Source organism: Streptomyces sp. NPDC055099, assembly GCF_053607685.1.
Genome location: NZ_JBSGUA010000010.1, coordinates 112,476 through 136,752 on the forward strand (window position 1 = coordinate 112,476; position 24,277 = coordinate 136,752).

Annotated in this window: 17 protein-coding genes; 4 read left to right on the forward strand and 13 right to left on the reverse strand. The window is 70.0% G+C overall.

All coding sequences use genetic code 11. The features are described 5' to 3' along the window. Positions 1 to 7 precede the first annotated feature (7 nt). The 3 genes from ACWFRU_RS24370 to ACWFRU_RS24380 are packed head-to-tail and all read right to left on the reverse strand — an operon-like array spanning position 8 to position 3,643. Entirely contained in the window at positions 8 to 934 is a 927-nt protein-coding gene (locus tag ACWFRU_RS24370; protein ID WP_453690196.1) for a carbohydrate ABC transporter permease, read from the reverse strand. Next, positions 931 to 1,956 (reverse strand): ABC transporter permease, encoded by a 1,026-nt coding sequence (locus ACWFRU_RS24375; protein ID WP_453690198.1) that lies wholly within the window; start codon positions 1,954 to 1,956, stop codon positions 931 to 933. The genes ACWFRU_RS24370 and ACWFRU_RS24375 overlap by 4 nt, the downstream gene beginning before the upstream one ends. 1 nt (position 1,957) lies before the next feature. Further along, positions 1,958 to 3,643 carry an extracellular solute-binding protein gene (locus ACWFRU_RS24380; RefSeq protein ID WP_453690200.1) on the reverse strand — a complete coding sequence of 562 codons (1,686 nt, stop codon included), beginning with the start codon at positions 3,641 to 3,643 and terminating at the stop codon, positions 1,958 to 1,960. A gap of 309 nt (positions 3,644 to 3,952) precedes the next feature. Between ACWFRU_RS24380 and ACWFRU_RS24385 the strand changes: the two genes are divergently transcribed. From ACWFRU_RS24385 to ACWFRU_RS24395, 3 genes are read left to right on the forward strand one after another with little or no spacing between them, the layout of a single operon-like run. Next, on the forward strand, positions 3,953 to 6,823 hold the full coding sequence (locus ACWFRU_RS24385) for a glycoside hydrolase family 3 C-terminal domain-containing protein (RefSeq protein ID WP_453690202.1): 2,871 nt from the start codon (positions 3,953 to 3,955) through the stop codon (positions 6,821 to 6,823). Further along, positions 6,820 to 9,087 (forward strand): alpha-xylosidase, encoded by a 2,268-nt coding sequence (yicI, locus tag ACWFRU_RS24390; protein WP_453690204.1) that lies wholly within the window; start codon positions 6,820 to 6,822, stop codon positions 9,085 to 9,087. The genes ACWFRU_RS24385 and yicI overlap by 4 nt, the downstream gene beginning before the upstream one ends. A gap of 32 nt (positions 9,088 to 9,119) precedes the next feature. After that, positions 9,120 to 9,950, forward strand: coding sequence for a pectate lyase (locus ACWFRU_RS24395; protein ID WP_453690206.1), 831 nt, complete (start codon positions 9,120 to 9,122; stop codon positions 9,948 to 9,950). A 55-nt stretch (positions 9,951 to 10,005) separates the two neighbouring features. On the opposite strand, the gene ACWFRU_RS24400 is transcribed toward ACWFRU_RS24395, so the two are convergent. From ACWFRU_RS24400 to ACWFRU_RS24430, 7 genes are all read right to left on the reverse strand, one after another. Beyond that, positions 10,006 to 11,160, reverse strand: coding sequence for an aldose epimerase family protein (locus tag ACWFRU_RS24400; protein WP_453690208.1), 1,155 nt, complete (start codon positions 11,158 to 11,160; stop codon positions 10,006 to 10,008). 33 nt (positions 11,161 to 11,193) lie between these two features. Further along, positions 11,194 to 12,423 (reverse strand): multiple monosaccharide ABC transporter permease, encoded by a 1,230-nt coding sequence (gene mmsB, locus ACWFRU_RS24405; RefSeq protein ID WP_363206334.1) that lies wholly within the window; start codon positions 12,421 to 12,423, stop codon positions 11,194 to 11,196. Positions 12,424 to 12,433: 10 nt separating this feature from the next. Continuing rightward, positions 12,434 to 13,993: a multiple monosaccharide ABC transporter ATP-binding protein gene (gene mmsA / locus ACWFRU_RS24410; RefSeq protein WP_453690210.1), complete on the reverse strand. Its 1,560-nt coding sequence runs from the start codon at positions 13,991 to 13,993 to the stop codon at positions 12,434 to 12,436. Beyond that, positions 13,990 to 15,108, reverse strand: coding sequence for a multiple monosaccharide ABC transporter substrate-binding protein (gene chvE / locus ACWFRU_RS24415; RefSeq protein WP_453690211.1), 1,119 nt, complete (start codon positions 15,106 to 15,108; stop codon positions 13,990 to 13,992). The genes mmsA and chvE overlap by 4 nt, the downstream gene beginning before the upstream one ends. Before the next feature lie 4 nt (positions 15,109 to 15,112). Next, the gene (locus ACWFRU_RS24420) at positions 15,113 to 16,081 is read right to left on the reverse strand and encodes a hypothetical protein (protein ID WP_453690213.1); all 969 of its coding nucleotides are present in this window, start codon (positions 16,079 to 16,081) and stop codon (positions 15,113 to 15,115) included. Between the two features lie 117 nt (positions 16,082 to 16,198). Further along, positions 16,199 to 17,218 carry a zinc-dependent alcohol dehydrogenase gene (locus ACWFRU_RS24425; RefSeq protein WP_453690215.1) on the reverse strand — a complete coding sequence of 340 codons (1,020 nt, stop codon included), beginning with the start codon at positions 17,216 to 17,218 and terminating at the stop codon, positions 16,199 to 16,201. Beyond that, a complete protein-coding gene (locus tag ACWFRU_RS24430) occupies positions 17,215 to 18,375 on the reverse strand; it encodes a mandelate racemase/muconate lactonizing enzyme family protein (protein ID WP_453690217.1) in 1,161 nt (386 codons plus the stop codon). The genes ACWFRU_RS24425 and ACWFRU_RS24430 overlap by 4 nt, the downstream gene beginning before the upstream one ends. A gap of 254 nt (positions 18,376 to 18,629) precedes the next feature. Here ACWFRU_RS24430 and ACWFRU_RS24435 point away from each other — a divergent pair, with 254 nt between their 5' ends. Further along, on the forward strand, positions 18,630 to 19,397 hold the full coding sequence (locus ACWFRU_RS24435; protein WP_453690219.1) for an IclR family transcriptional regulator: 768 nt from the start codon (positions 18,630 to 18,632) through the stop codon (positions 19,395 to 19,397). Here ACWFRU_RS24435 and ACWFRU_RS24440 read toward each other — a convergent pair. The 3 genes from ACWFRU_RS24440 to ACWFRU_RS24450 all read right to left on the reverse strand — a co-directional run bounded on the left by ACWFRU_RS24440 (position 19,394) and on the right by ACWFRU_RS24450 (position 24,229). Next, complete coding sequence (locus ACWFRU_RS24440; protein WP_453690221.1) at positions 19,394 to 19,912, reverse strand: methylated-DNA--[protein]-cysteine S-methyltransferase; 519 nt, start codon at positions 19,910 to 19,912, stop codon at positions 19,394 to 19,396. The two genes, ACWFRU_RS24435 and ACWFRU_RS24440, sit on opposite strands and share 4 nt — an antisense overlap. Positions 19,913 to 20,009: 97 nt before the next feature. Then, entirely contained in the window at positions 20,010 to 22,298 is a 2,289-nt protein-coding gene (locus tag ACWFRU_RS24445; protein WP_453690223.1) for a glycoside hydrolase family 3 N-terminal domain-containing protein, read from the reverse strand. After that, complete coding sequence (locus ACWFRU_RS24450; RefSeq protein ID WP_453690225.1) at positions 22,295 to 24,229, reverse strand: glycoside hydrolase 5 family protein; 1,935 nt, start codon at positions 24,227 to 24,229, stop codon at positions 22,295 to 22,297. The genes ACWFRU_RS24445 and ACWFRU_RS24450 overlap by 4 nt, the downstream gene beginning before the upstream one ends. Positions 24,230 to 24,277 lie beyond the last annotated feature (48 nt).

Here is a 24,277-nt window from a genome sequence, read left to right on the forward strand (position 1 = left end):
GTGGGAGTCAGCCCTTCACTGCGCCGGTGAGCATGCCCTGCTTGAAATGCCGCTGCACGAACGGGGAGAGGACGGCGACCGGCAGGAGCGCGAGGACCATCACCGCCATCTGGATGGCGAGCGGCGACAGGTGCCCGGTGTTGATCGCCTGGGACAGGCCCGTCGGCCGCTGCTGTTTGATCACCAGCTGCTGCATGACGTTCTGCAGCGGCATCATGTCCGGGTCGCTGAGGTAGATCGACGCGTTGAACCAGGCGCTCCAGTAGCCCACCGCGTAGAAGAGGGTGATGACCGCGATGACCGCGCGGGACAGGGGCATGACGATCCGCCACAGGATGCGCAGGTCACCGGCCCCGTCGATGCGGGCGCTCTCGATCAGCTCCTGTGCCGTGCCCATGAAGAACGCCCGCAGGACGAGGATGTTGAAGACGTTCAGGGCGCTCGGCAGGATAAGCGACAGATAGGTGTCCGTGAGACCGAGGCCCTGCACCACCAGGTAGGTGGGGATGAGCCCGGCGCCGAAGAACATCGTGGCGACGATGAGGAGCAGGATCGGACGGTGCAGGACCGACCCGGGGCGCGAGAGGCCGTACGCGCACAGGATGGACACCACCATGCTGAAGAGCGTGCCGACGACCGTGACGCCGACGCTGACCAGCGTGGCCCGTGACACCTGACCGCCGCCGAGCAGCTCCTGGTAGTGGACGAAGGTGACGCCCCGGGGGATCACCACCAGACCGCCGGTCTCGGTGATCGTCCTGACCGAGGAGAGGCTGGTGACGACCACCACCCACACCGGGAAGAGGACCGCCAGGCAGACCAGGGTCAGGGTCACGCCCTTGGTGGCCAGGCCGGCCCGCGTCGGGGGCTCCTCCCACACCGGGCGCAGACCGGTTCTGCTGCCCGGCTTGATGCCGAAGCTGAGCACGCTCACCGCTTGTACACCCCCTGCTCGCCCATGAGGTGGGCGGCCTTGTTGGCGCCGAGCACCATCAGGAGGCCGAAGACGCCCTTGACGATGCCGATGGCGGCGCCGTAGCCGAAGTTGCCGTTGTCCAGGCCGGTGTTCCACACATAGGTGTCCAGGACCTCGGATGCCGTGGGGCCCACGGCGGTGCGCTGGAGCAGGATCTGCTCGAAGCCGACCGTGAGCGCGTTGCCGACCTGGAGCACGAGGAGCAGGGCCACCACCGGGCGAAGGGCGGGCAGCTGGATGTGCCACATGCGCCGCCAGCGGTTCGCGCCGTCCATCGCCGAGGCCTCGTACAGGTCGGGGCTGACGGCGGCGAGCGCGGCGAGGAAGACGATGACGCCCCAGCCCGCGTCCTTCCAGACCATCTCGAAGGTGACCAGGAACTTGAACAGGCCCGGGTCGGTCATCAGGTCGAAGCCCTCGTGCCCGTGGTCCCGCAGGACCTGCGCGACCAGGCCCGCCCCGCCGAACATCTGCTGGAAGACCGTGATGACCAGGACCCAGGAGAAGAAGTGCGGCAGATAGAGGATCGCTTGGGCGACCGCCCGCACCCGGGGGCGCACGAAGCTGTTGATGAACAGCGCGAGCGCGATCGGCAGCGGGAAGAACAGCGTCAGCTGGATCGCGAAGATCGCCAGGGTGTTCCCGACCGCCTGCCAGAACAGCCGGTCCTCGACCATGTGCCGGAAGTGCTCGACGCCGATCCAGGGGCTCTGCGTCATTGCCTGGAACGCGTTGTCGGCGATGTAGGGGTCGTAGTCCTGGAAGGCGACGACGTTGCCGATCAGCGGCACGTAGTTGAAGACGAGCAGGAGAAGGAGCGCGGGCAGCACCATCAGGAGCAGTACGCGGTCGCGGCGCAGGCGGTGCCGCAGCGGGACGCGGGCAGGTGGCTTCTTCTGGGCGGGGGGCGCGGCCTCGGTGGGGTCGGCGGGCACGCGCCCGGTGGTGGTCTCGCGTGCGTGAGCCGTGCTCTGCGCCATGTCAGGACGCCGAGTCGCCGGTCGCCCCGGTCTCGTCGAGCAGCTTCTTGTACCAGTCGCGCAGCTTGTCGCCGCCGCCCGACTTCCAGTCCGAAGCCGCCTGCTGCATGTCGGAGACCTTCTTGCGGCCCCGCACGATGTCCTTCTCCAGGTCCTCGAACTCGGCGTTCAGCTCGGTGTACCGGGTCGGCTCGATGATCATCATGCCGTGGAAGAGCGGCTTCTGCGCGTGCGCGCCCTGCCGTTGCTGCCACCCGACCATGCCCTCGGTGACGTCCGGCAGATCGGGGTAGGCGACGAAGGGCGCGGGCGAGGCCAGGTACTCGTATGTCGAGAAGACCTCGTTGTTGCCCTTGCCGTTCTTGGTGAGGACGCCGTCCTTGTACGTGTGGTGGACGCCCTCGACGCCGTACATGCGAAGGCGCTGCTCCTTGGAGCCGTAGGGCGCGGCGGTGAAGTTGGCGAGGGCGAGGATGTCGCGGACGGTCTTCTCGTCGGCCTTCTCGCTGATGAACGTCCAGATGTCGGCCGGTGGACGCGCGTACAGCGTGGGCGCTCCGCCGTCGGGGGCGAAGTAGTCGAACGCCTCCATGCGGAACTTCTTGTTGTCCACGCGCTGCACGGCCGCCTTGCCGTACCAGTCGGAGAGGTCCTGGCAGTACATCCAGACCTTGCCCGCCGCGCACAGGTCGCCGATGCTGCCGGTCTCGGCCTTCGCGTCGGGGTGGACGAAGCCCGCCGAGTAGAGCTTGCGCGACCATTCCAGGGCTTCGAGGTACTCGTCGGTCTCGTAGCGGTTGACGAGCTTGCCGTCGACGAGCTTCCAGTAGTACGGCTTCTCGGGCAGCACCCCGAAGATGTTCCAGGCGGCCCAGGACATGTCACCGCAGGCCCACACCTTGCTCTTGGGGGCGTTGAGCTGCTTGCACAGGTCGTAGAACTCCTGGGCGCTGGTGGGAGCTTCGAGGCCCTCCTTCTCGAAGAGGTCGGTGCGGTAGAAGGGCGCGATGTTCGGGGTGGTCGCGGCCGGCATCGGCAGGCCGCGCAGCTTGCCGCCGAAGATGGAGCGCTGCCAGGCGCCGCTCGGGATCGCCGCGAGGTTCGGGTACTCCTTGACCTTGTCGCCGCTCAGGTACGGCCCGAGGTCGAGGAACTTGTTGGCGATGGCGCTGGGTATCTTGCCGGTCAGTTCCCAGCCGGGCACGACCACGGCGTCCGGGACCCCGCTGGAGGCGAGGACGGCGCCCAGCTTCTGGCCGTACGTGTCGCCCTGCTGGTTCTGCCACTTGACGCGGACCCCGGCGGCCTTGTCCATCGCCGTCCAGTAGGGGTTGCCCTGCCCCGGCACGTTCCCCCAGATCGGCGCCATGACGGTGAACCCGCCGCCCTTGCCCAGCTTCTGCGGCACCGAGGTCTTCAGCTCGGACGCGGGTAGGGCCTTGGTGAAGCCCGCGGCCGAGCCGTTCTTGGCGGGGATGTCCGGGCTGACGACCTCCGACGCGGTGTACGCGGGAAGCAGGTCCTTGAGCTTCTTCCCCGTCGTGGTGCCCTCGTTGTTCGACCCGCTGCCTCCGCAGGCCGCGAGCAGAGGCGCTCCGCCGGCCACCGCGATCGCGGCGAGGCCCGAGGAGGTGAGGAAAGATCTCCGGCTCGAACGAGAGCTGCTGGAGAGGGAGTTCGGCGTCATTGCGTCAACCCTTCGTGGCGCGGTGCCCGGACACACGGCGGTCACCGCCGGTCGGCATTCGAAGCGCTTCGATATTGCTGCGAGGTTAAGTGAAGGCCTTGTTCGTCACAAGACTCGTTCCTGAATTGGTCCGAAGCACACGGGAGTTGCCCGTGAGGGCCGGACTGGAGGGGATCGGCGGATGTCGCACGACCGCCACCTTGACATCGGCTTGAGCTGCGCACAGCATCGAAGCGCTTCGAAGAGCATCGACGCGTACGAGAACGAGTTGCCTCCTCCGTGCCCACCGCTCGCCAAGGGGACCCGCACGTGACCGAAAGCCCGCCGCCCTTCCGTGACCCTGAACTGCCCCTGGCCCAGCGCGTGGACGACCTGCTGTCCCGGCTGACCACCGACGAACGCGTCGCGCTCCTGCACCAGTTCACGCCCGGCGTCGAAAGACTGGGCATCGCCCCGTTCCGCACCGGCCAGGAAGCCCTGCACGGCGTCGCCTGGATGGGCCCCGCCACCGTCTTCCCGCAGGCCGTCGGGCTCGGCGCCACCTGGAACGACGGCCTCGTGCGCCGCGTCGGCGAGGCCGTCGCCACCGAGGTCCGCGCCATGCGCGCGCGGGACGACCGGGTCGGCCTCAACGTCTGGGCGCCCACCGTGAACCTCCTGCGCCACCCGCTGTGGGGCAGGAACGAGGAGGGCTACTCGGAGGACCCGAGGCTCACCTCCGCGATCGCCGTCGCGTACACCCGGGGCCTGCGCGGCGACCATCCGCGCCACTGGCGCACCGCCCCCGTGCTCAAGCACTGGCTGGCCCACAACAACGAGACACACAGGGACACGTCGTCGGCGTCCGTGCGCCCGCGTGTCCTGCACGAGTACGACCTGCGGGCCTTCCGCGCCGCCGTCGAGGCAGGCGCCGTGGCGGGGGTGATGCCCGCGTACAACCTGGTCAACGGCCGGCCCAACCATCTCTCGCCCTACCTCGGCGAGCACCTGCGCACCTGGACCGGCCAGGACCTGCTGGTCTGCTCCGACGCGGGCGCGCCCAGCAATCTCGTGGACTCCGAGAAGTACTTCGACACCCACGAGGAGGCCACCGCGGCGGCGCTCGTCGCGGGCGTGGACAGCTTCACCGACCACGGCACCGACGCGAGCATCATCACCGGGCGCATACAAAGAGCCCTGGACCAGGGCCTGTTGAGCCAAGAGGACATCGACACGGCGGTCCGCCGTCATCTGTCCGTCCGCTTCCGGCTCGGCGAGTTCGACCCCGGTCAAGGGCCGTACGCGGAACCGGCGTCGCACGCCTTCGACACCCCCGGACACCGCGCGCTCGCCCAGGAGGCCGCCGAGCAGGCCGTCGTCCTGCTGAAGAACGACGGGCTGCTTCCCCTGGACGAAGGGGCCCACATCGCGGTCGTCGGACTCCTCGCCGACGAGTGCAAGACCGACTGGTACAGCGGCACCCTGATCCACCGCAGCACCCCGCTCGACGGACTGCGCGAACGGTTCGGCGCCGAAGGCGCGGACAGGGTCACCTTCACCGAAGGCGCCGACCGGGTGCGCCTGAAGTGCGCGGCCGGCTGGCTCCAGGTGCCGCACCACGCGGAGGACGAGCGGACCGGAGGCGCCGAGATCGCCCTGGACCCGGCGCTGCTCGCGGGCCGCACCGACCTGCCGCCGCTGACCTGCGGCCCCGAGCCCACCGAGTTCGCCCTCGTCGACTGGGGAGGCGGCGCGTGGACCCTGCGCGCCCCCGACGGCCGCTACCTCTCGGTCGCCGACGACGGCTTCGTGCGCGCCTCGGCGGACCGACCCGGCGGCTGGGTCGTACAGGAGACATTCGCGCTGGTCGACCACGGGGACGGGTACCTCATCGCACACACGGGGACGGGTGGGTACGTCTCTGTCGCCGCCGACGGCGTGAAGGTTGCCGACGAGCCGGAGGTCTTCACCGTCGACATCCTGGAACGCGGCGAGGACGCCGTGGCCCGTGCCGCCGCGCAGGCCGACACGGTGATCGTCGTCGCCGGGAACGACCCCCACATCAACGGCCGCGAGACCGAGGACCGCACCACGCTCGCCCTGCCGCCCCACCAGGACCGACTGTGGCGCGCGGCCCGTGCCGCCAACCCCCGCACCGCGCTCGCCCTGGTCTCCGCCTACCCGTACGCGGTCGCCGACGCCCACGCCGAGCTGCCCGCACTGCTGTGGACCGCACACGGCGGGCAGGCCGCGGGAACCGCGCTCGCCCGGGTGCTCGCGGGCGACGTGTCCCCGGCCGGACGCCTCCCGCAGACCTGGTACGCCGCCGACACCGACCTGCCGGACCTGCTCGACTACGACATCATCGGCTCCCGGCAGACCTACCTCTACTTCGATGGAGCCCCGCTCTACCCTTTCGGGCACGGCCTGGGCTACTCGTCCTTCGCGTACGAGGACCTGGTGGCCGAGCGCGAAGGCCAGTCGCTGCACGTCGCGTTCACCCTCACCAACACCGGGACCCGCGACGCCGACGAAGTCGCCCAGCTCTACACCCGGGCTCCCCGGGAGGCCGCCGCGCTCTTCGCCCCGCCGCACCGGCAGCTCGCCGCGCACCGCCGCGTCCATCTCGCGGCCGGAGCCTCCTGCCGTCTGGAGTTCCAACTGCCTCTCTCCGGCCTGGGGTTCTGGGACGTGCGGCACGACCGCTGGGCCCTGGCTCCCGGCGCGTACGAAATCCTCGCCGGGGCCTCCAGCGCCGACATCCGGCTCAGCGCCACCGTGGACATCGACGGTGAGCCGGTCGCCGCGCGGCCGGTGCGGCGAGCGGGCCTCACGGCGACCGGCTACGACGAACAGAAGGGCACCGAGATCGTCGACCGCGCCAGGACGTCCGGCGACGCCGTCCGTCCGCTGGACGACGGCACGGGCGAACTCCTCTTCCGCGCCTGCGACTTCGCCGAAGGGGTGAGCGGCGTGGCGGTCGAGGCCGCCGGGTCCGGAGCCGTCGACCTCATCTCCGGCAGCACCGCCACCACCGTCACCGTCCCCGCGACCGGCGGCGGCATTTACGACTACGCCACGCTCATCTCCGGCTTCACCGTCTCCGGAGTGCGCGACCTGCGCGTGCGGCTGCGCGGCCCCCTGCGGCTGGCCCGGCTCACCTTCACCGCCACCACCGCCCGGCCGAGGGAGACCGCATGAAGTTCACCGACGGCTTCTGGCTGATGCGTGACGGGGTGCGCGCCTCGTACGCGACCGACGTGCGCGAGGTGCGCGAAGGCGAGGGGCGGTTCACCGCGTACGCCGCCGTCCACCGGGTCCGCGAGCGCGGCGACACCCTCAACACGCCGCTCGTCACCGTCGAATGCTTCTCGCCCGCCGAGGGCGTGATCGGCGTACGGGCCACCCATCACGCGGGAAAGGCCGCGCACGGACCGGAGTTCGGCCTGAACGCCACCGAGGGCGTGGGGCTCGTACGACGCGAGGGCGCGGTCGTCGAACTCACCAGCGGACCGCTCACCGTACGCCTCGACAGCGACAAGCCCTGGGGCCTCGAATTCCTCGACGCCGACCGGCAGCGGCTGACGGCCGTCGAGCGCAGGGGCACCGGCTTCGCCACGGCGCCCGACGGCAGCCACCACATGATCGGCCAACTCGCGCTGGGAGTAGGGGAGTACATCTACGGCCTCGGCGAACGCTTCACCCCGTACGTCAAGAACGGCCAGAACGTCGACATCTGGCAGGCCGACGGCGGCACCAGCAGCGAGCAGGCCTACAAGAACATCCCCTTCCACCTCTCCTCGCGCGGCTACGGCGTCTTCGTCAACCATCCCGGCAAGGTCTCGTACGAGATCGGCTCGGAGTCCGTCGGGCAGGTGCAGTTCAGTGTCGAGGACCAGTCGATCGAGTACTTCGTCATCGCCGGACCCACCCCGAAGGACGTCCTGCGCCGCTACACCGCGCTGACCGGCCGCCCCGCGCTGCCGCCCGCCTGGTCGTTCGGGCTGTGGCTGACGACCTCCTTCTGCACCCCCTACGACGAGGAGACCGTCACCGCCTTCGTCGACGGCATGGCCGAGCGCGACATCCCGCTCGGTGTCTTCCACTTCGACTGCTTCTGGATGCGCGAGTACCAGTGGACCGACTTCCGCTGGGACCCCGAGGTGTTCCCCGACCCCGAGGGCATGCTGCGCAGGCTCCGCGAGCGCGGCCTGAAGGTCAGCGTGTGGATCAACCCGTACATCGCGCAGAGGTCAGCGCTCTTCGCCGAGGCCGCCGACCGGGGATACCTCGTGAGACGGCCGAACGGCGACATCTGGCAGTGGGACCTCTGGCAGCCCGGCATGGCCCTCGTGGACTTCACGAACCCGGCCGCCCGCGAGTGGTACTCGGGCCACCTGCGCAACCTGCTCGACCAGGGCGTCGACTGCTTCAAGACGGACTTCGGCGAACGCGTCCCCACCGACGTCGTCTGGCACGACGGCTCAGACCCCGCGCGCATGCACAACTACTACGCGCAGCTCTACAACAGCACCGTCTTCGAACTCCTGGAGAAGGAACGCGGCCCCGGGGAAGCCGTCCTCTTCGCCCGCTCCGCGACGGCCGGCGGCCAGCAGTTCCCCGTGCACTGGGGCGGCGACTGCTTCGCCTCGCTGGGCGCCATGGCCGAGTCGCTGCGCGGCGGCCTCTCCCTCGCACTGTCCGGCTTCGGCTTCTGGAGCCACGACATCGGCGGCTTCGAGGGCACCCCGGACCCGGCGGTCTTCAAACGCTGGCTCGCCTTCGGACTGCTCTCCTCCCACAGCCGGCTGCACGGCAACGTCTCCTACCGGGTGCCGTGGGCGTTCGGTGACGAGGCCGTGGAGGTGGCCCGGAAGTTCACGCGGCTCAAGCACCGCCTCATGCCGTACCTGTACGCGGCCGCCGTCGAGGCCCACCGCACGGGCGTCCCCGTCATGCGTCCGATGCTCCTGGAGTTCCCGGCCGACCCCGCGTGCCGCACCCTGGACCGCCAGTACATGCTGGGCCCCGACCTCCTGGTCGCCCCGGTCTTCACCGCCGAGGGGGACGTCGAGTTCTACGTCCCCGAAGGCACCTGGACGCACCTCCTGACCGGCGAGACGGTCCACGGTCCTGGCTGGCGCCGGGAGACCCACGGCTTCGACAGCCTCCCCCTGTATGTGCGGCCCGGCGCGCTGCTCCCGCTGGGCGCCGACACGCAGCGCGCGGACGGCGACTGGCTCCGAGACCTCACCCTCCTGCTCACCCCGGAGGCGGACGGCACGCGGATCACCGTGCCGGACCTGGCGGGCCGCCCCGCGGCCGTCTTCCGCGCCGCCCGGGACGGCGCGGAGGTCAAGATCAGCGTCGAGGGGAGCGCGCGCCCCTTCACGGTGCGGACGGCCGCGAATTGGCCGGACCTGGGCGGCAACCCTTCGGCAAGCGGCGGCGACAAGGACATGTAAGCCGACCCTCACCGAAGGAATGAACCGGGAACATGACCCCACGAGCGAACAAGCGCGTCCGTCATCGCCGAGGTCTCACCAAGCGCCGTGCCGTCGTCGGCGGCATCGCCGCGCTCGGCATGACCGGCGCCGCCCTCCTCACCACGACCATGATGTCGACGGCGGGGGCGGCGTCCGCCTGGCCCGAGGCCAAGGGCCAGAAGCCGACCTCCAAGACCATCGAGGTCTCCGGCACCTACGACGGCGGTCTCAAGCGCCACTACGGCACCGGTGCCCTGGGCGGTGACGGCCAGGACGAGGGCCAGGACCCGGTCTTCAAGCTGAAGGACGGCGCGACCCTCAAGAACGTCATCCTCGGCTCCCCGGCCGCGGACGGCGTGCACTGCGCGGGCAGCTGCACGCTGCAGAACGTGTGGTGGGAGGACATCGGCGAGGACGCGGCCACCTTCAAGGGGACGTCGGCGGGCTCGACGTACACCGTCTACGGCGGTGGCGCGAAGAAGGCCGACGACAAGGTCTTCCAGTTCAACGGCGCGGGCAAGCTGGTCGTCACCAAGTTCCAGGTCTCCGACTTCGGCAAGCTGGTGCGGGCCTGCGGCAACTGCTCCAAGCAGCACCAGCGGAACATCATCGTGAACGACGTCGACATCACCGCCCCCGGCAAGTCGATCGTCGGCATCAACACCAACTACGGTGACACGGCCGCCCTGCGCAACATCCGCATCCACGGCGACAGCGGCAAGAAGATCGCCACCTGCGACCGCTTCACCGGCAACAACACCGGCGCCGAACCGACCAAGACGGGCACCGGCCCCGACGGCAAGCACTGCAAGTTCACGTCCGCGGACATCAGCTACAAGTAGCGGACACGGCGATGCGGCACGGCCCCACCGGGCCGTGCCGCATCGCCGTTCCGGCTCAGCGTGCCGAGAAGCTGTGCACCGTGCTCGACCGGTAGGTCTGGCCGGGGCGCAGCACCGTCGAGGGGAACTTCGGCTGGTTGGGGGAGTCCGGGAAGTGCTGGGTCTCCAGGCACATGCCGTCACCCTGCCGGTAGGTGCGCCCCGAAGGCCCGGTGAGGGTGCCGTCCAGGAAGTTCCCGGAGTAGAACTGCACGCCGGGCTCGGTCGTGGCGATCTTCAGGGTGCGCCCCGACTCCGGGTCCCGCAGCGTCGCGAAGTGTTCGGGGCGCTTGGTGATGCCCTTGTCCAGGACCCAGTTGTGGTCGAATCCCTTGGCGGTCACCAACTGCGGGTGGGCGACGCGGATGTCCTCGCCGATCTTCTTCGCGCGCCGGAAGTCGAAGGGCGTGCCCGCCACCTTCGCCAGCTCGCCCGTCGGGATGAGTCCGGCGTCGGTGGGCGTGAACCGGGAGGCGGCCAGGGCCAGTTCATGGCCCATGACGTCACCGCTGCCCTCGCCCGCGAGGTTGTAGTACGTGTGGTTGGTCAGGTTCACCACGGTGGCCTTGTCCGTGGTCGCCGCGTAGTCGATGCGCCAGTCGCCGCGCGCGTCGAGCGTGTACGTCACGGTCACCCGCAGCGTTCCGGGGTAACCCATCTCGCCGTCGACGCTCGTGTAGTGCATGCGCAGACCGACGCCGGAGGAGTCCTTGAACGGCTCGACGTCCCACACCCGCGTGTCGAAGCCCTTGGCCCCGCCGTGCAGGCTGTTCTCGCCGTCGTTCACGGAGAGCTGGTGGGTCTTGCCGTCCAGGGTGAAGCGGCCCTTGGCGATGCGGTTGCCGTAGCGGCCGATGAGCGCGCCGAAGAAGGTGGTCCCGGCGACGTACGCCTCGATGGTGTCGTAGCCGAGGGACACATTGGTGTACCGGCCGCGGCGGTCCGGGAGTTCGAGGGACTGCACGATGCCGCCGTACGAGAGCACCTTCATGCGGGTGCCGCCGTTGGCCAGGGACCAGCGGTACACCTTGGTGCCGTCGGCCAGCGTGCCGAAGAGCTCCTTGGTGGGCGTGCGGCCGGAACCCGGTGTCGCGTACGAGGTGCCGGCGACGGCGGCGGTGAGGCCGACGGCGGCGGCCGATGCCAGAACGGTGCGTCTGCTCGTTTCCATGTGCGGCTCCAGACAGGGGAGTTGGGGAGAGGACTAGCGACCGACCTTGCGCTTGTTCCAGACGTCGAACCCGACCGCGGCCAGCAGCACCAGGCCCTTGATGACCTGCTGGTAGTCGGTGCCGATGTTCACCAGGGACATGCCGTTGTTGAGGACGCCGAGCACCAGGCCGCCGATCACGGCGCCCATCACCGTGCCGACGCCGCCGCTCATCGACGCACCGCCGATGAACGCCGCCGCGATGGCCTCGAGTTCGAAGTTCAGGCCCGCCTGCGGGGTGCCCGCGTTCAGGCGCGCCGCGTACACACAGCCCGCGAGCGCGGCGAGCACGCCCATGTTCACGAAGATCAGGAAGGTGACGCGCTTGTCCTTGACGCCGGAGAGCTTCGCCGCCGCCTTGTTGCCGCCGAGGGCGTAGACGTGCCGGCCGACGACCGCGTTGCGCATCACATAGCCGAGGGTGATGAGCAGACCGCACATGATGAGCAGGACCACGGGTACGCCGTGGAAGCTCGCGAGGGTCAGCGTGAAGGCGATGACGGCGGCGGAGATCGCCACCAGCTTGGTCACCCACAGGCCCGTCGGCATCACGTCGAGGTCGTAGGCCAACTGCTGCTTGCGGCTGCGCCACTCGCGGAACAGCAGGAACGCGACCGTCACGAAGCCGAGCACCAGCGTCGGGTTGTGGTACTGGGTGTACGGGCCCATCTCGGGGATGAAGCCCTTGGCGATGTTCTGGAAGCCCTCGGGGAACGGCGAGAGCGACTGGCCCTCCAGGACGATCTGCGTGAGACCGCGGAAGAGCAGCATCCCGGCCAGGGTCACGATGAACGACGGGATGCCGACGTAGGCGATGAAGAAGCCCTGCCACGCTCCCGCGACGGCGCCGATGAGGAGCGAGAGGACGAGGGCGAGCACCCAGGGCATGTCGTGCTTGACCATCATCACCGCCGACATGGCGCCGACGAAGGCGACCAGGGAGCCGACGGACAGGTCGATGTGACCGGCGATGATGACGATCATCATGCCGATGGCCAGGATGAGGATGTAGCCGTTCTGCTGGATCAGGTTGGACACGTTGTTCGGCAGGAGCAGCGTGCCGTCGGTCCAGATCTGGAACAGGATGACGATGAAGGCCAGGGCGACGAGCATGCCGTACTGGCGCATGTTGGAGCGCACGCTCTGCAGCAGCAGAGCACCCGTGGACTCCTTCGCGGACGGCGTGGACGACGCGTCACGTGGTGGTGTGGTCGTGGTGGTCATGGCGGCTGCCTCAGCTTCTGTTCTTGGTCATGTGGCGCATCAGGAGTTCCTGGGTGGCGTCCGCGCGGTCGACCTCACCGGTCAGCCGGCCCTCGGCCATCGTGTAGATCCGGTCGCACATCCCGAGCAGCTCGGACAGTTCGGAGGAGATGAACAGCACCGCCTTGCCCGAGGCCGCCAGCTTGTCGATGACGGTGTAGATCTCGTACTTCGCGCCGATGTCGATGCCGCGCGTCGGCTCGTCGAGGATCAGTACCTCGGGGTCGGCGTGGATCCACTTGCTCAGGACGACCTTCTGCTGATTGCCGCCCGAGAGCCGCCCCACCTGTTCGAAGACGGTGGGGGCCTTGATGTTCATCGACTTGCGGTAGCGCTCGGAGACCGAGCGTTCCTTGTGCTCGTCGACGAAGCCGTCCTTGCGTCGCATGCCGGAGAGCGAGGCCAGGGAGATGTTGCGGTTGATGTTGTCGATGAGGTTGAGGCCGTACTGCTTGCGGTCCTCGGTGACGTACGCGATCCCCGCGTCGACCGCGGAGGGCACGTTCTTCGTCAGGACCTCGCGCCCGCCGACGGTCACCGTGCCGGTCACGTACTGGCCGTAGGAACGCCCGAAGACGGACATCGCGAGCTCGGTGCGGCCCGCGCCCATCAGGCCCGCGATGCCGACGATCTCGCCGCGCCGCACGGTGAGCGACACGTCGTCGACGACCTTGCGGTGGTGGTCGACCGGATGCCGCACCGTCCAGCCCTCGACGGACAGGGCGAGCGTTCCGGCGTCCTCGCCGTCGTAGGGCGTGCGGTCGGGGAAGCGGTGGTCGAGGTCGCGGCCGACCATGCCGCGGATGATGCGGTCCTCGGACAACTGCGGGTCCGAGGACGGAGTCTCACGCACCGTCAGGGTCTCGATGGTCTGCCCGTCGCGCAGGATCGTCACCGAGTCGGCGATGGTCCTGATCTCGTTGAGCTTGTGCGAGATGATGATGCAGGCGATGCCCTGGTCGCGCAGTTCCAGGATGAGGTCGAGAAGTTTGGCGCTGTCCTCGTCGTTCAGGGCGGCCGTCGGCTCATCGAGGATGAGCAGCTTCACCTCCTTCGACAGGGCCTTGGCGATCTCGACCAGCTGCTGCTTGCCCACGCCGATGTCGGCCACCGGGGTCTGCGGCTTCTCCTTCAGGCCGACTCGCTTGAGCAGCGCGCTGGCCCTGCGCAGGGTGTCGTTCCAGTCGATGAAGCCCCGGGTGCTCTGCTCGTTGCCGAGGAAGATGTTCTCGGCGATGGACAGATACGGGACGAGCGCCAGCTCCTGATGGATGATCACGATGCCGTGCTTCTCGCTGGCGCGGATGTCCTTGAAGGCCATCTGCCGGCCCTCGAAGTGGATCTCGCCGTCGTAACTGCCGTGCTCGTGGACGCCGCTGAGGACCTTCATCAGCGTCGACTTGCCCGCGCCGTTCTCGCCGCAGATCGCGTGGATCTCCCCGGGGCCCACGGTCAGGTTCACGTCGGAGAGCGCCTTGACGCCGGGGAACGTCTTGGTGATGCCGCGCATCTCCAGTACGGGCCCGCTCATGAGAGCTGACCGGCCTTGAAGTAGCCCTCGTCGACGAGGAGTTGGGTGTTGGACTTGTCGATGCTGACCGGGTCGAGAAGGTAGGACGGCACGGTCTTCTTGCCGTTGTTGTAGTCCTTGGTGTTGTTGACCTCGGGCTTCTTGTCGTTCAGGACCGCGTCACCCATGGCGACCGTCTGCTTGGCCAGCTTGCGGGTGTCCTTGAACACCGTCTGCGTCTGCTCGCCGCGGATGATGGACTTCACCGACGCGAGCTCCGCGTCCTGCCCGGTGATGACCGGCAGGGGCTGGCTCTTGGAGCCGTATCCCGCGCTCTTGAGCGCGGAGATGATGCCGATCGAGATGCCGTCGTACGGCGAGAGGACCGCGTCGACCTTCGCGGAGCCGTAGTTCTTGCTGATCAGGTCGTCCATGCGCTTCTGCGCGGTGCCGCCGTCCCAGCGCAGCGTGGTGGCCTGGTTCATCTTCGTCTGCTTGCTGCGGACGGTGAGCTGGCCGCTCTTGAAGTACGGCTCCAGCACCTTCATGGCGCCGTTCCAGAAGTACTTGGTGTTGTTGTCGTCCGGTGAGCCCGCGAACAGCTCGATGTTCTTCGTGTCGCCGCCCTTCTCGGGCTTGCCCAGCTTCAGCTTGTCGACGATGTACTGGGCTTCCAGGCGGCCGACGCGCTCGTTGTCGAACGACGCGTAGTAGTCGACGTTCTCGGTGCCGAGGATGAGGCGGTCGTACGAGATCACGGGGATGTTCGCGTCGGCCGCGCGCTGGAGGACCTCGGTGAGCGCGGAGCCGTCGATGGCGGCGACCACCAGGAGACTGCGCCCCTTGGTGATCATGTTCTCCAGCTGGGCGATCTGGTTCTCGACCTTGTCGTCGCCGTACTGCAGATCGGTCTTGTATCCGGCCTTCTGGAACTGCTCTGCCATGTTGTTGCCGTCGGCTATCCACCGCTCGGAGGACTTGGTGGGCATCGCGAGGCCGATGGTGCTGCCCTTGCCCTCGTCCGGCTGGTAGCGGCTGCCGCCCTTGGCCTCCTGACCGCAGGCGGTCAGTGAGCCGAGGAGCACGACGGTGGCCACCGCGGCGGTGAGCCGCATGCGGGATATGCGGGTTCTCATTGGATCAGTCCCCTTCCGGGACGGGGAAGCGCTGGAGCTCGCCGGGCAGGCGTGAGCCGAGCGGAGACATGCCGCCGTCCGCGCCGTGCCGGGCGAGCAGGTCGAGGGCGAGACGGCCACGTCGGACCCGCTCGCGGGCGGTGTCCAGGGTGCGGTCGCGCAGGTGGGCACCGTAGGGGTAGATGCCGGGTGACTTGCTCAGGCCGAACTTGAGGTAGAGCGGGGCGCCGCGCCGGATCAGCTCGGCCGCCTCGTACATCCGGACGTAGCCGCCGAGGTCGTCGGGCGCCTCGACATACAGGTCCATCGGGGCGCGGCTGGCCCGGCGGATCTCGGTGAAGTGGTCCAGCGTGAGGTCGGAGGGGACGTTGAGCGAGTCCGCGCCGAGCCGCTCGTAGACCGCGTACGAGGCCGGGTTGACCGGGCCGATCAGGGCCGACACCTTGAACGTGGTGTCGGCGGGGAGCACACCGGCCACCCGCAGCCGGTGCAGCGTCCACAGCACGCCCTCGTCGGCGACGAGCAGGCACTTCACGCCCAGCTCGGTGGCCCGCACGGCGTCTTCGACGCATCCGGCGAGCGCGTCATGGCCGCGCGAGCGGAGCCCCGCGCCACCGGAGTCGGTGCGGGTGGCGGCACCGGTGTCCCAGGTGCCGCGCGGCCCGGTGAACAGGCACAGCTCGATGTCCCGCTCGGCGCAGGCCTCCACCATCTCGGTGATCTCGACGTCGGAGAGCATCCAGATGCCACTGCCCTGGCTGATCCGGTGGACCGGCACGTCGAGCCGTGAGCTCTCCTTGAGGACGACGGCCAGCGCCTCGGGGCCCTCGACGGAGGGGATCTCGGTGCGCCAGGTGCCACCGTCGGGGAATGCGTGCGGGGACGCGTCCGCCGGATCGACGGCGGGTACGGGGTGCCCGATGCGGGCGAGGGCGTCGACGCCGGGGCGGCGGGGTGCTGACGGGCTGGTCACGGGACTCCCATACGCGGTGAATTCTGCTGTGATCTTCACTGTGAACTCTGTGGTGAACTCTGCTGTGTTCGATATTTCGTACGTTGGTCGGTTCGATGGGTACGTCTCAGGCACGTCTCAGGGGCGCAGCAGCACCTTCCCGGTCTTCGGGTCGCCGCCGCCGACCAACGCCACCGCCTCGCCGAACTGCTCCAGCGGGAACTCGTGCGTGATGAGCGGCGCCGGGTCGAGCAGTCCGAGCCCGAACGCGCGGACCGCGTCCGACCAGGCGCGGGACGGCGCGCCGAAGACGCTGCGCACCTCCAGCTGACTCAGCGAGAGATGCACCGGATCGATGCCGGCCGCGCCGGGCGTGAACATGCCGGTCAGCACGACCCGGCCGCCCCTGCGCGCGAGCAGACACGAGGAGGCGGCCGTGCCCGGCGCCCCCGCGGTCTCCACCACGAGGTCGAAACGGCCGTGGTATCCCTCCGCCTCGGCGGGCGTCAGGCTCTCGCTCGCCCCGAAGCCCAGCGCCTGGCGGCCGCGCTCGGCCCGCGGGTCGATCACGACCAGCCCACCGGGCGACGACGCGGCGAGGAGCTGCACCGCCAGCATCCCGAGGGTGCCCGCACCGACCACCGCGATCCGCTCGCCGGGCCTCGGCCGCCCCGTCCGCACCGCGCCCGCGATCACCGCGGCGGGTTCGAGCAGGGCCGCGGCGGCCAGGTCCGCGTCCGCGGGCAGGAGGTGCAAGAGCCTGGCGGGTACGACGACATGGTCGGCGAAGGCGCCGGGCTCGGTGAAGCCGGTCTCCGCGTACCCGCCGCCGCACAGGCTCGTCTCGCCCTCGCGGCAGCGCTCGCAGGTGCCGCAGGCCCTGAACCCCTCGGCGACGGTCTTCTGCCCGGTGAGCGCCGGGTCGACGCCCTCGCCGGTGGCCTCGACGGTGCCGGACCACTCGTGCCCGGGGATCACCGGATAGCGCACGTAGGCGGGGTCCCGGTGACCGTCGTACACCTCGCGGTCGCTCATGCAGATGCCCGCCGCCGCCACCCGGACCAGGACCTCACCGCGCCCCGGCTCGGGGCGCGCCCCGGCCGTGAGCCGGTGCGCGCCCGGCCGGTCGACGACGATCGCGCGTGAGTCGCCGCTCACGTGCCGGCCGCCTTGGGGGCGCGCTTCTCCCAGCCCTCGGCCCACAGGTCGAACCGCGCCTGCTGCTGCGGGAACTCGGCCGCCGCGTCCGTGTCGAGCTCCACGCCGAGGCCCGGTGCGTGCGACACCTCGAAGTAGCCGTCGACCACCTGGGGAGCGCCCTTGACGACCTTCTTGATCTCCGCGTCCGCGAAGTCGTTGAAGTGCTCCAGGATCTTGAAGTTGGGTGTGCAGGCGGCGACTTGGAGCGAGGCCGCCGTCAGCACCGAGCCGCCGACGTTGTGCGGCGCGACCAGCGTGTAGTGCGTCTCCGCGGTCGCGGCCAGCTTGCGGGCCTCCAGGATGCCGCCGATGTGGCCGACGTCCGGCTGGATGATGTCGGCGACCTGCGACTCGAAAAGCTCGCGGAACTCGATCCGGTCGTGGATGCGCTCGCCGGTGGCGATCGGCATGTCCACCTTGGCGGCGACCTTCTCGAGGGCCTTGAGGTTCTCCGGCGGCACCGGCTCCTCGAGCCAGGCCGGCTTGAACGGCGCCAGCTCCCGCGCGAGGCGCACGGCGGTGGACGGGCTGAACCGGCCGTGCATCTCCAGCATCAGCTCGGCGTCCGGGCCGATCGCGTCCCGCACCGCCTCGATCAGCGAGACCGCGTACGACGTGCCCGCCTGGTCGAGCTCGAAGTGCCCGGTCCCGAACGGGTCGATCTTCAGGGCGCGGTAGCCGCGCTCCATCACGGCCTGGGCGGCCTTGTGGTAGGCCTCCGGAGTGCGCTCGGTGGTGTACCAGCCGTTGGCGTAGGCCTTGACCTTGTCGGTGACCTTTCCGCCCAGAAGCTGCCAGACCGGCACGCCGAGGGCCTTGCCCTTGATGTCCCAGCAGGCCATCTCCACACAGGCGATGCCCGACATGACGATCTCGCCGGCCCGGCCGTAGTCGCCGTACTTCATCCGCCGCACGAGGTCCTCGACCGCGAACGGGTCGGACCCCACGATGTGATTGGCCGCTGCCTCGTGGAGGTAGCCGAGCAGTGCGTCGGTGTGGCCGAGCATGCGGGTCTCGCCGACGCCGGTGAGCCCTTCGTCGGTGTGGACCTGGACGTAGGTGAGATTGCGCCACGGCGTTCCCACCACGTGCGTGCTGATTCCCGTAATACGCAAGGCAGTTGCCCCTTGGTTGTTCGGTATTTCGTCACACGTTCGAAATGTTGGCGTGACCGTATTCACGCAGGCGGCAGGGTGTCAATGGGTCGCGCGAAACGGTCTTGGGCCGACCGGCGCCCCTCGGGCCGTTGCGCGCCGAACGTCGCTGTGTCTAGCCTGTGTTCGTCATATCGATCGTTGACCGAAGTTTCGGACGCATCTGCAAGCCTGACGCGGACGCGATTTCGGCCGCACGGGGTGGGAGGCCGACCATGGGACGACTCGTTCCCGCGGTGACCAGGGCGCTGGACATACTGGAACTGTTCCTGGAGGGCGACGGGACGCTGTCCGCCCCCGAGGTCACCCGCAGGCTCCGGCTGCCGCGGACCACCGTGCACGAACTGCTCACCACCCTCGCCGCCCGCTCGTACCTTGTCCAGATACCGGACCAGACAGGCCGCTACCGCCTCGGCGTACGCGCCTACCAGCTCGGCAGCCGGTACGCGGAACAGCTCGACCTCGCCGCGGAAGGGCAGCAGGTGGCCCGCGAGGTCGCCGAGACCTGCGACGAGACGGTCCATGTGGCGGTCCTCGAGGACACGGACGTCATCTACATCGCCAAGGTGGACTCCACGCACGCCGTGCGCATGGTCTCCGCCGCGGGCCGCAAACTGCCCGCCCACTGCACGTCGGTCGGCAAGATGCTGCTCGCCTCACTGCCCCAGACGGAGCTCGAATCCCGGCTCGCGGGGCGGGAGTTGGTGGCGATGACGCAGAACAGCATCACGGAGCCGGACGCGCTGCTCGCCGCGCTCGCCGACATCCGGGAGCGCGGTGTCGCGGCCGAACACCGCGAGTCGAACCCGGACGTCAGCTGCGTGGCCGCCCCGGTCCGTGACAGCGCGGGCCACGTCGTCGCGGCGCTCTCCATCTCCGTGCCGATGATCCGCTGGAGCGAGCAGCGTGAAGAGGAACTGGCCGAGCTGGCGGCCAAGGGCGCGGGCGACCTCTCGGAGCGCCTCGGCCACCGGGGACGCTAGTGCGCCGACTCCAGGTCCAGGAGCCGCCGCTTGGCTTCCAGGCCGCCCGCGTACCCGGTCAGTGAGCCGTCGGCGCCGATGACCCGGTGGCAAGGGCGGACGACGAGCAGCGGGTTGCGCCCGATCGCCGTGCCCAGGGCGCGGACCGCCACACGCGAGAGGCCGAGCTGTTCGGCGAGCTTCCCGTACGTGGTGGTCGTGCCGTAGGGGAGCGTGTCGAGGGCCTGCCAGACCCGCCGCTGGAAGTCGGTGCCGGTGCCGCTCGCGTACTGGATGTCGAAACGCGTCAGCGTCCCGTCGAAGTACGCGCGCAGCTGCCCGGCGATCACGGCGAAGGCCTCGTCGTCGCGCACCCACCCGTCCTGGACGACGGCGCCGCCCTTCTGCCCCGGCAGGGACAGGGAGGCCAGCGCGGTGCCGCCGTGCGCGGTGGCCGACTCCTCGCCGACCAGCAGCAGCTCGCCCAGCGGGCTCTCGACGGTCGTGTAGACGGCCTTGGCCATGACCTTGTTCATCCAGATGCTCCCTCTTACCCCGGTGACCTGTCCCCGGTGACGTTCCCCAGTCTGCGGGGTGCGGGAGCGCGCGGCTGGCGGGATTCGGACGTGGCGCTCATGGGGGTGTCAGCGTCAGAAGGGCGCCGCTCGTGCGGTCGGACGAAGGCCCGGTTTCCAGCAGGAGCTCGCCGGGCTCCACGACGGACTCCAGGGCGCGGTCCAGCGAGGAAAGGGTATCGGCCTCGACGACGAAGGCGACCTCGGCCCGTTCGCCGGGGGCCAGGTCCACGCGGGCGAAGCCGCGCAGCTCGCGGAGACGCGGCCAGGAGCAGGACCCCGAAAGGCGGCGCACATAGAGCTGCACGGTCTCCCGCACGGGTCGCGCGCCCGTGTTCGTCACGGCGACGGTGCAGGTGAGCGCCGGATCGGTGACCGGGGCCCGGGTGCGCGAGAGCCGGGGCTCCCCGTACTCGACTCTCGTGTACGAGAGCCCGTGGCCGAAGGCGTGCAGCGCGCTGGCGGGCTGGTCGACGTAGCCCCGGTATCCGTGATCCTTGGCGTTGTAGAACACCGGCAGCTGGGCGGCCGAGCGCGGTACGGAGAGCGGAAGCCGCCCCACGGGCTCCGCGCGCCCGAAGAGCACGTCGGCCACCGCCCGCCCTCCCCACGGTCCCGGATACCAGGCGCAGAGCACGGCACGGGCCCGCCCGGACAGCTCCGGCACGGCATGGGGCCGCCCCTGGACGAGGACCACGACGACGGGCGTGCCGGTGGCGGCCACGGCGTCGAGCAGCGCCGACTGGCCGCCCGGCAGCCCCAGTTCGGCGAGGTCGACCCCTTCGCCGCACGTCATGCCCACGGGGGCGCCCGAGCTGATGACGGCCGCCCCGTTGCTGTCGAAGCGCGTGTCGGCCTCCCGTGCGCTTGACCCGCCGAGCACGAGCACGGCCGTGTCCGCGCCCGCGGCGAGCGCCACCGCTTCCGCGACCCCGGAGTGATCGTCGCCGACCAGCTCACAGCCCCGCGCGTACGTCACGTCGACCCCCGGCGGCGCCACCGCCCTGATGCCGTCGAGGACGGTCAGGCCGGTGCCGGGGCGTTGCGGCGCGGTGTAGTCGCCGAGCTGCTGGGGGAGCGCGTCGGCGTTCGGGCCGATGACGGCGATACGGGGAGGGGCCGCCAGGGGCAGGGTCGCCCCGTCATGGCCGAGCAGGACGACGGACTCGCGGGCCAGGCGCTCGCTCAGCTCCTCCAGGGCGTGCGGGCTCTCACGGGTCTTTCCGCCGACGTAGGGCCGCTCGAAGAGGCCCAGCCGGAACTTCAACGTCAGGACGCGGGCGACCGCCGCGTCCAGGGCGTCCTCGGAGACCAGGCCCCGCCGCACCGCATCCGCGAGCCGCGGGAAGCAGCCGTCCCACAGGCTCAGGTCGGTGCCCGCGTCCAGGGCGAGCGCGCCCGCGGCGACCGGGTCACCGGCCAGGCGCACGAGACGGTCGAGCGCGCACCCGTCGGCCATGACCAGACCGGTGAACCCCCAGCGCTCGCGCAGCAGGCCGGTGAGCAGCTCGCGGTTGGCCGCGCAGGGCAGGCCGTCGAACTCGTTGTACGCGGCCATGACACCGGCAGCCCCGGCGCGTACCCCCGCCCGCGCCGCGACCAGATGGATCTCGTGCAGTTCGCGCGGGCCGAGCTCCGTGGCCGCGCTGTTGCGGCCGCCGACCGTCGCGCCCTGCCCGGCGAAGTGCTTGAGCACGACCGCCGCCCGGTCCGGGGCGTACGAGGTGCCGTCACCCTGCATGCCGCGCACCAGCGCCTCCGTGAAGCGCGCCGCGAGATACGGGTCCTCGCCGAAGCACTCCTCCGCGCGGCCCCAGCGTGGGTCCCTGACCAGGTCGAGCGCGGAGACGAGGGCGACATGGCCGCCCCGGGCACGCAGCTCGGCCGCCGCGCCCGCCGCCGCGGCCTCGTACAGCTCCGGGTCCCAGGTCGCGCCCACCGCGAGATTCACCGGCAGGACCGTGCCGTCCAGGGCCTGATGGCCGTGCGGGACCTCCTCGACGAGGAGGACGGGGATGCCGAGCCGGGTGCTGGACATGATGTGCCGCTGCACCGAGTCGGCCACCCGCGCCGCGTCCGCCGCGGTGATGCCGTCCGCGAACGTCACTCCCGACCACGGGTCGGCGCGCTGAAGGCCGTACAGGGCGCCCATCCCGTCGAACGCGGCGACCTCGGCGCGGAAGGCGTCCGTCAGGCGGTGTCCCTCGGCCGTGCGCTCGTAGGCGTCCCAGCCGTACATCCGCTGGTTGACCTGGCCCACCTTCTCGGTGAGCGTCATCCGCGAGAGCAGGTCGCGCACCCGGTCGGCGACCGGGGCTGCCGGGTCCCGGTACGGCGGCCCGCTCATCGCTGTTCGAGGACGCGCACGCCGAACGGGGCGAGCCGCACCTCCTCCACCGCCTCGCCCGTCTCCAGGTCGTGCAGCGAACCGTCCACCGCGGGACGCGCCGTCAGCTCCTCGTCCGACTGGCTGACCAGCCACACGAAGCGCCGCCCGTCCTCGTGCACCAGGGCGTCCGCCGATATGTAAGCGCTGTCGACGGTGACCGGACGCTCGGCGCCCGCGAGTTCGGCCAGGGCCGCGTACAGCCGGTGCGTCTGCTCGGGGTTGACGCGGGCCGTGCGCGCGGCCATGTGCTCCAGGGGGTAGGTGGCGAGGACCGTGCGGCCCCGGCCTGTCTCGTGGACAAGGAGCGCCGGACGGCCGTGCGCGTCCTTCGCGACGACGCGCGCCCCGGTCGGGACGACCGGCAGATAGGCGCGGCTGTCCTCGTTGCCCGCGACCGGGAAGCGCAGGGTCTCGCCCGCCGCGATGTCCCCGAACTCCTCGGTGAAGGTCATCTCGAGGACTTCGTCCTCGATGGGTTCGGCCACCCCGTAGGTGAGCTGGAGCTCGACCCCGAAGAGGCCGTCCAGATCGTCGAACCACGGACCGCGCGTCCCGGGGTGCTCGCCGGAGCAGAACGACAGGTACACGGTGGCGCCCTCGCGGGCCCGCCGCTCGAGCTCGCGCCGCGTGCGGGTGGTCAACTGCCGTGTGGACGGCAGGAGATACAGCGCCGCCTCTCCGGGGAGCCCGTCCGCCTCGCGCATCAGGCCCACCGGGAGGTCGGCCCCGCGCGCGGCGACGTACCCCTGGTGCAGGGACGTGAAGATCAGCGGACGGTCGGCGGGGCGGCTGTAGGGGTAGCCGCGCTCCAGGAACGCGGGCACGACGAGCGCCGCGTCCGCGTCAGTGCGGCGGCAGCGGGCGAAGTCGACCTGCTTCAACACGGCGGAGAACGCGGCGAGTTCGTGCAGAGGTGCCTTGGGGGCGCCCGTGCTGTCCGTGATGCCGAAGTGCATCTCGAAGGGGTGGTGGTCGTACGGCGACTGGTCCCACAGGTCGTCGTAGTCGGTGTTGTTCCAGGCCATCCAGCCGGTCGCGCCGCCGAGGAGGGAGTTGTGGAGCGTCTGGCGGTAGTAGATGCCCGCGTTCTCGGCCGACACGGTGTCCGTGGAGAGGCCGAACTCCTCCAGGATCACCGGCTGTTCGGTGACTCCGGCCAGTTCGCACTCGAACGCGGCGCGGTAGTGCTGACGTACGCGGTCCGTGTCGGAGCGGTAGACGTGCGGGCCCACGAAGTCGACGTACTCGGCGGTGTCCCGCAGCGAGAAGCCGTTGTCGCGGCCCGTGACCTCGATGCCCCAGGCGCCGTCGCCGAGCGACACCGGCTGGGTGCCGCCCGCCGCGCGCACCGCGTCACACATGAACTGGGCCCAGGCGGTGACGACATCGCTCGACGGCGGGTCGACCTGGTAGACGCGGCCGTAGCCCGGCATCTCGTTGGTGATGAGCCAGCCGGTGACGGCCGGATGGTCCTTGAAGCGGCGCGTCATCTGCGACACGAACCACGCCTGGCGGCCGACCAGCCACACGTCCTCGTACAGGTCGCGGTCCCCGCGCCACGCCGGGTCCCAGTTCTCGCCGGACATGTGCCCGACGATGAAGGTGGGCACCGTGCCCATCCCCGACTCGGTGTGCGCGTCGAGGAAGTCGCGGAAACGGTCGCACAACTCCTCGTCGATCCGGTGCGGTTCGGGGTGGAAGTCCGGCCAGTAGAAGAACGAGCGGGTCATCGTCAGGCCGTGCTCACGCAGCACGGAGAGTTCCTCGCGGATCGTCTTCGGGTCGTAGTTCCGCCACATCAGTGGGCCGCCGGTACGGGACCAGAAGTTGGCGCCGATCCAGGGCAGGACGGCGGAGTCGTGGGTGAGCTGGGCGCTGTGGCGTCGCATGGTGGTACTCAGGTCTTTCCGTACGGGGGTGGAGAGGTGATCTGGCGC

Excerpts from the sequence above, each read along its gene's own strand:
- yicI (WP_453690204.1), top strand. The coding sequence starts at position 6,820 with ATGAAGTTCACCGACGGCTTCTGGCTGATGCGTGACGGGGTGCGCGCC.
- ACWFRU_RS24395 (WP_453690206.1), top strand. The coding sequence starts at position 9,120 with ATGACCCCACGAGCGAACAAGCGCGTCCGTCATCGCCGAGGTCTCACC.
- ACWFRU_RS24400 (WP_453690208.1), bottom strand. The coding sequence starts at position 11,160 with ATGGAAACGAGCAGACGCACCGTTCTGGCATCGGCCGCCGCCGTCGGC.
- ACWFRU_RS24450 (WP_453690225.1), bottom strand. The coding sequence starts at position 24,229 with ATGCGACGCCACAGCGCCCAGCTCACCCACGACTCCGCCGTCCTGCCC.
- ACWFRU_RS24440 (WP_453690221.1), bottom strand. The coding sequence starts at position 19,912 with ATGAACAAGGTCATGGCCAAGGCCGTCTACACGACCGTCGAGAGCCCG.
- mmsB (WP_363206334.1), bottom strand. The coding sequence starts at position 12,423 with ATGACCACCACGACCACACCACCACGTGACGCGTCGTCCACGCCGTCC.
- chvE (WP_453690211.1), bottom strand. The coding sequence starts at position 15,108 with ATGAGAACCCGCATATCCCGCATGCGGCTCACCGCCGCGGTGGCCACC.
- ACWFRU_RS24375 (WP_453690198.1), bottom strand. The coding sequence starts at position 1,956 with ATGGCGCAGAGCACGGCTCACGCACGCGAGACCACCACCGGGCGCGTG.
- ACWFRU_RS24445 (WP_453690223.1), bottom strand. The coding sequence starts at position 22,298 with ATGAGCGGGCCGCCGTACCGGGACCCGGCAGCCCCGGTCGCCGACCGG.
- ACWFRU_RS24380 (WP_453690200.1), bottom strand. The coding sequence starts at position 3,643 with ATGACGCCGAACTCCCTCTCCAGCAGCTCTCGTTCGAGCCGGAGATCT.
- ACWFRU_RS24435 (WP_453690219.1), top strand. The coding sequence starts at position 18,630 with ATGGGACGACTCGTTCCCGCGGTGACCAGGGCGCTGGACATACTGGAA.
- mmsA (WP_453690210.1), bottom strand. The coding sequence starts at position 13,993 with ATGAGCGGGCCCGTACTGGAGATGCGCGGCATCACCAAGACGTTCCCC.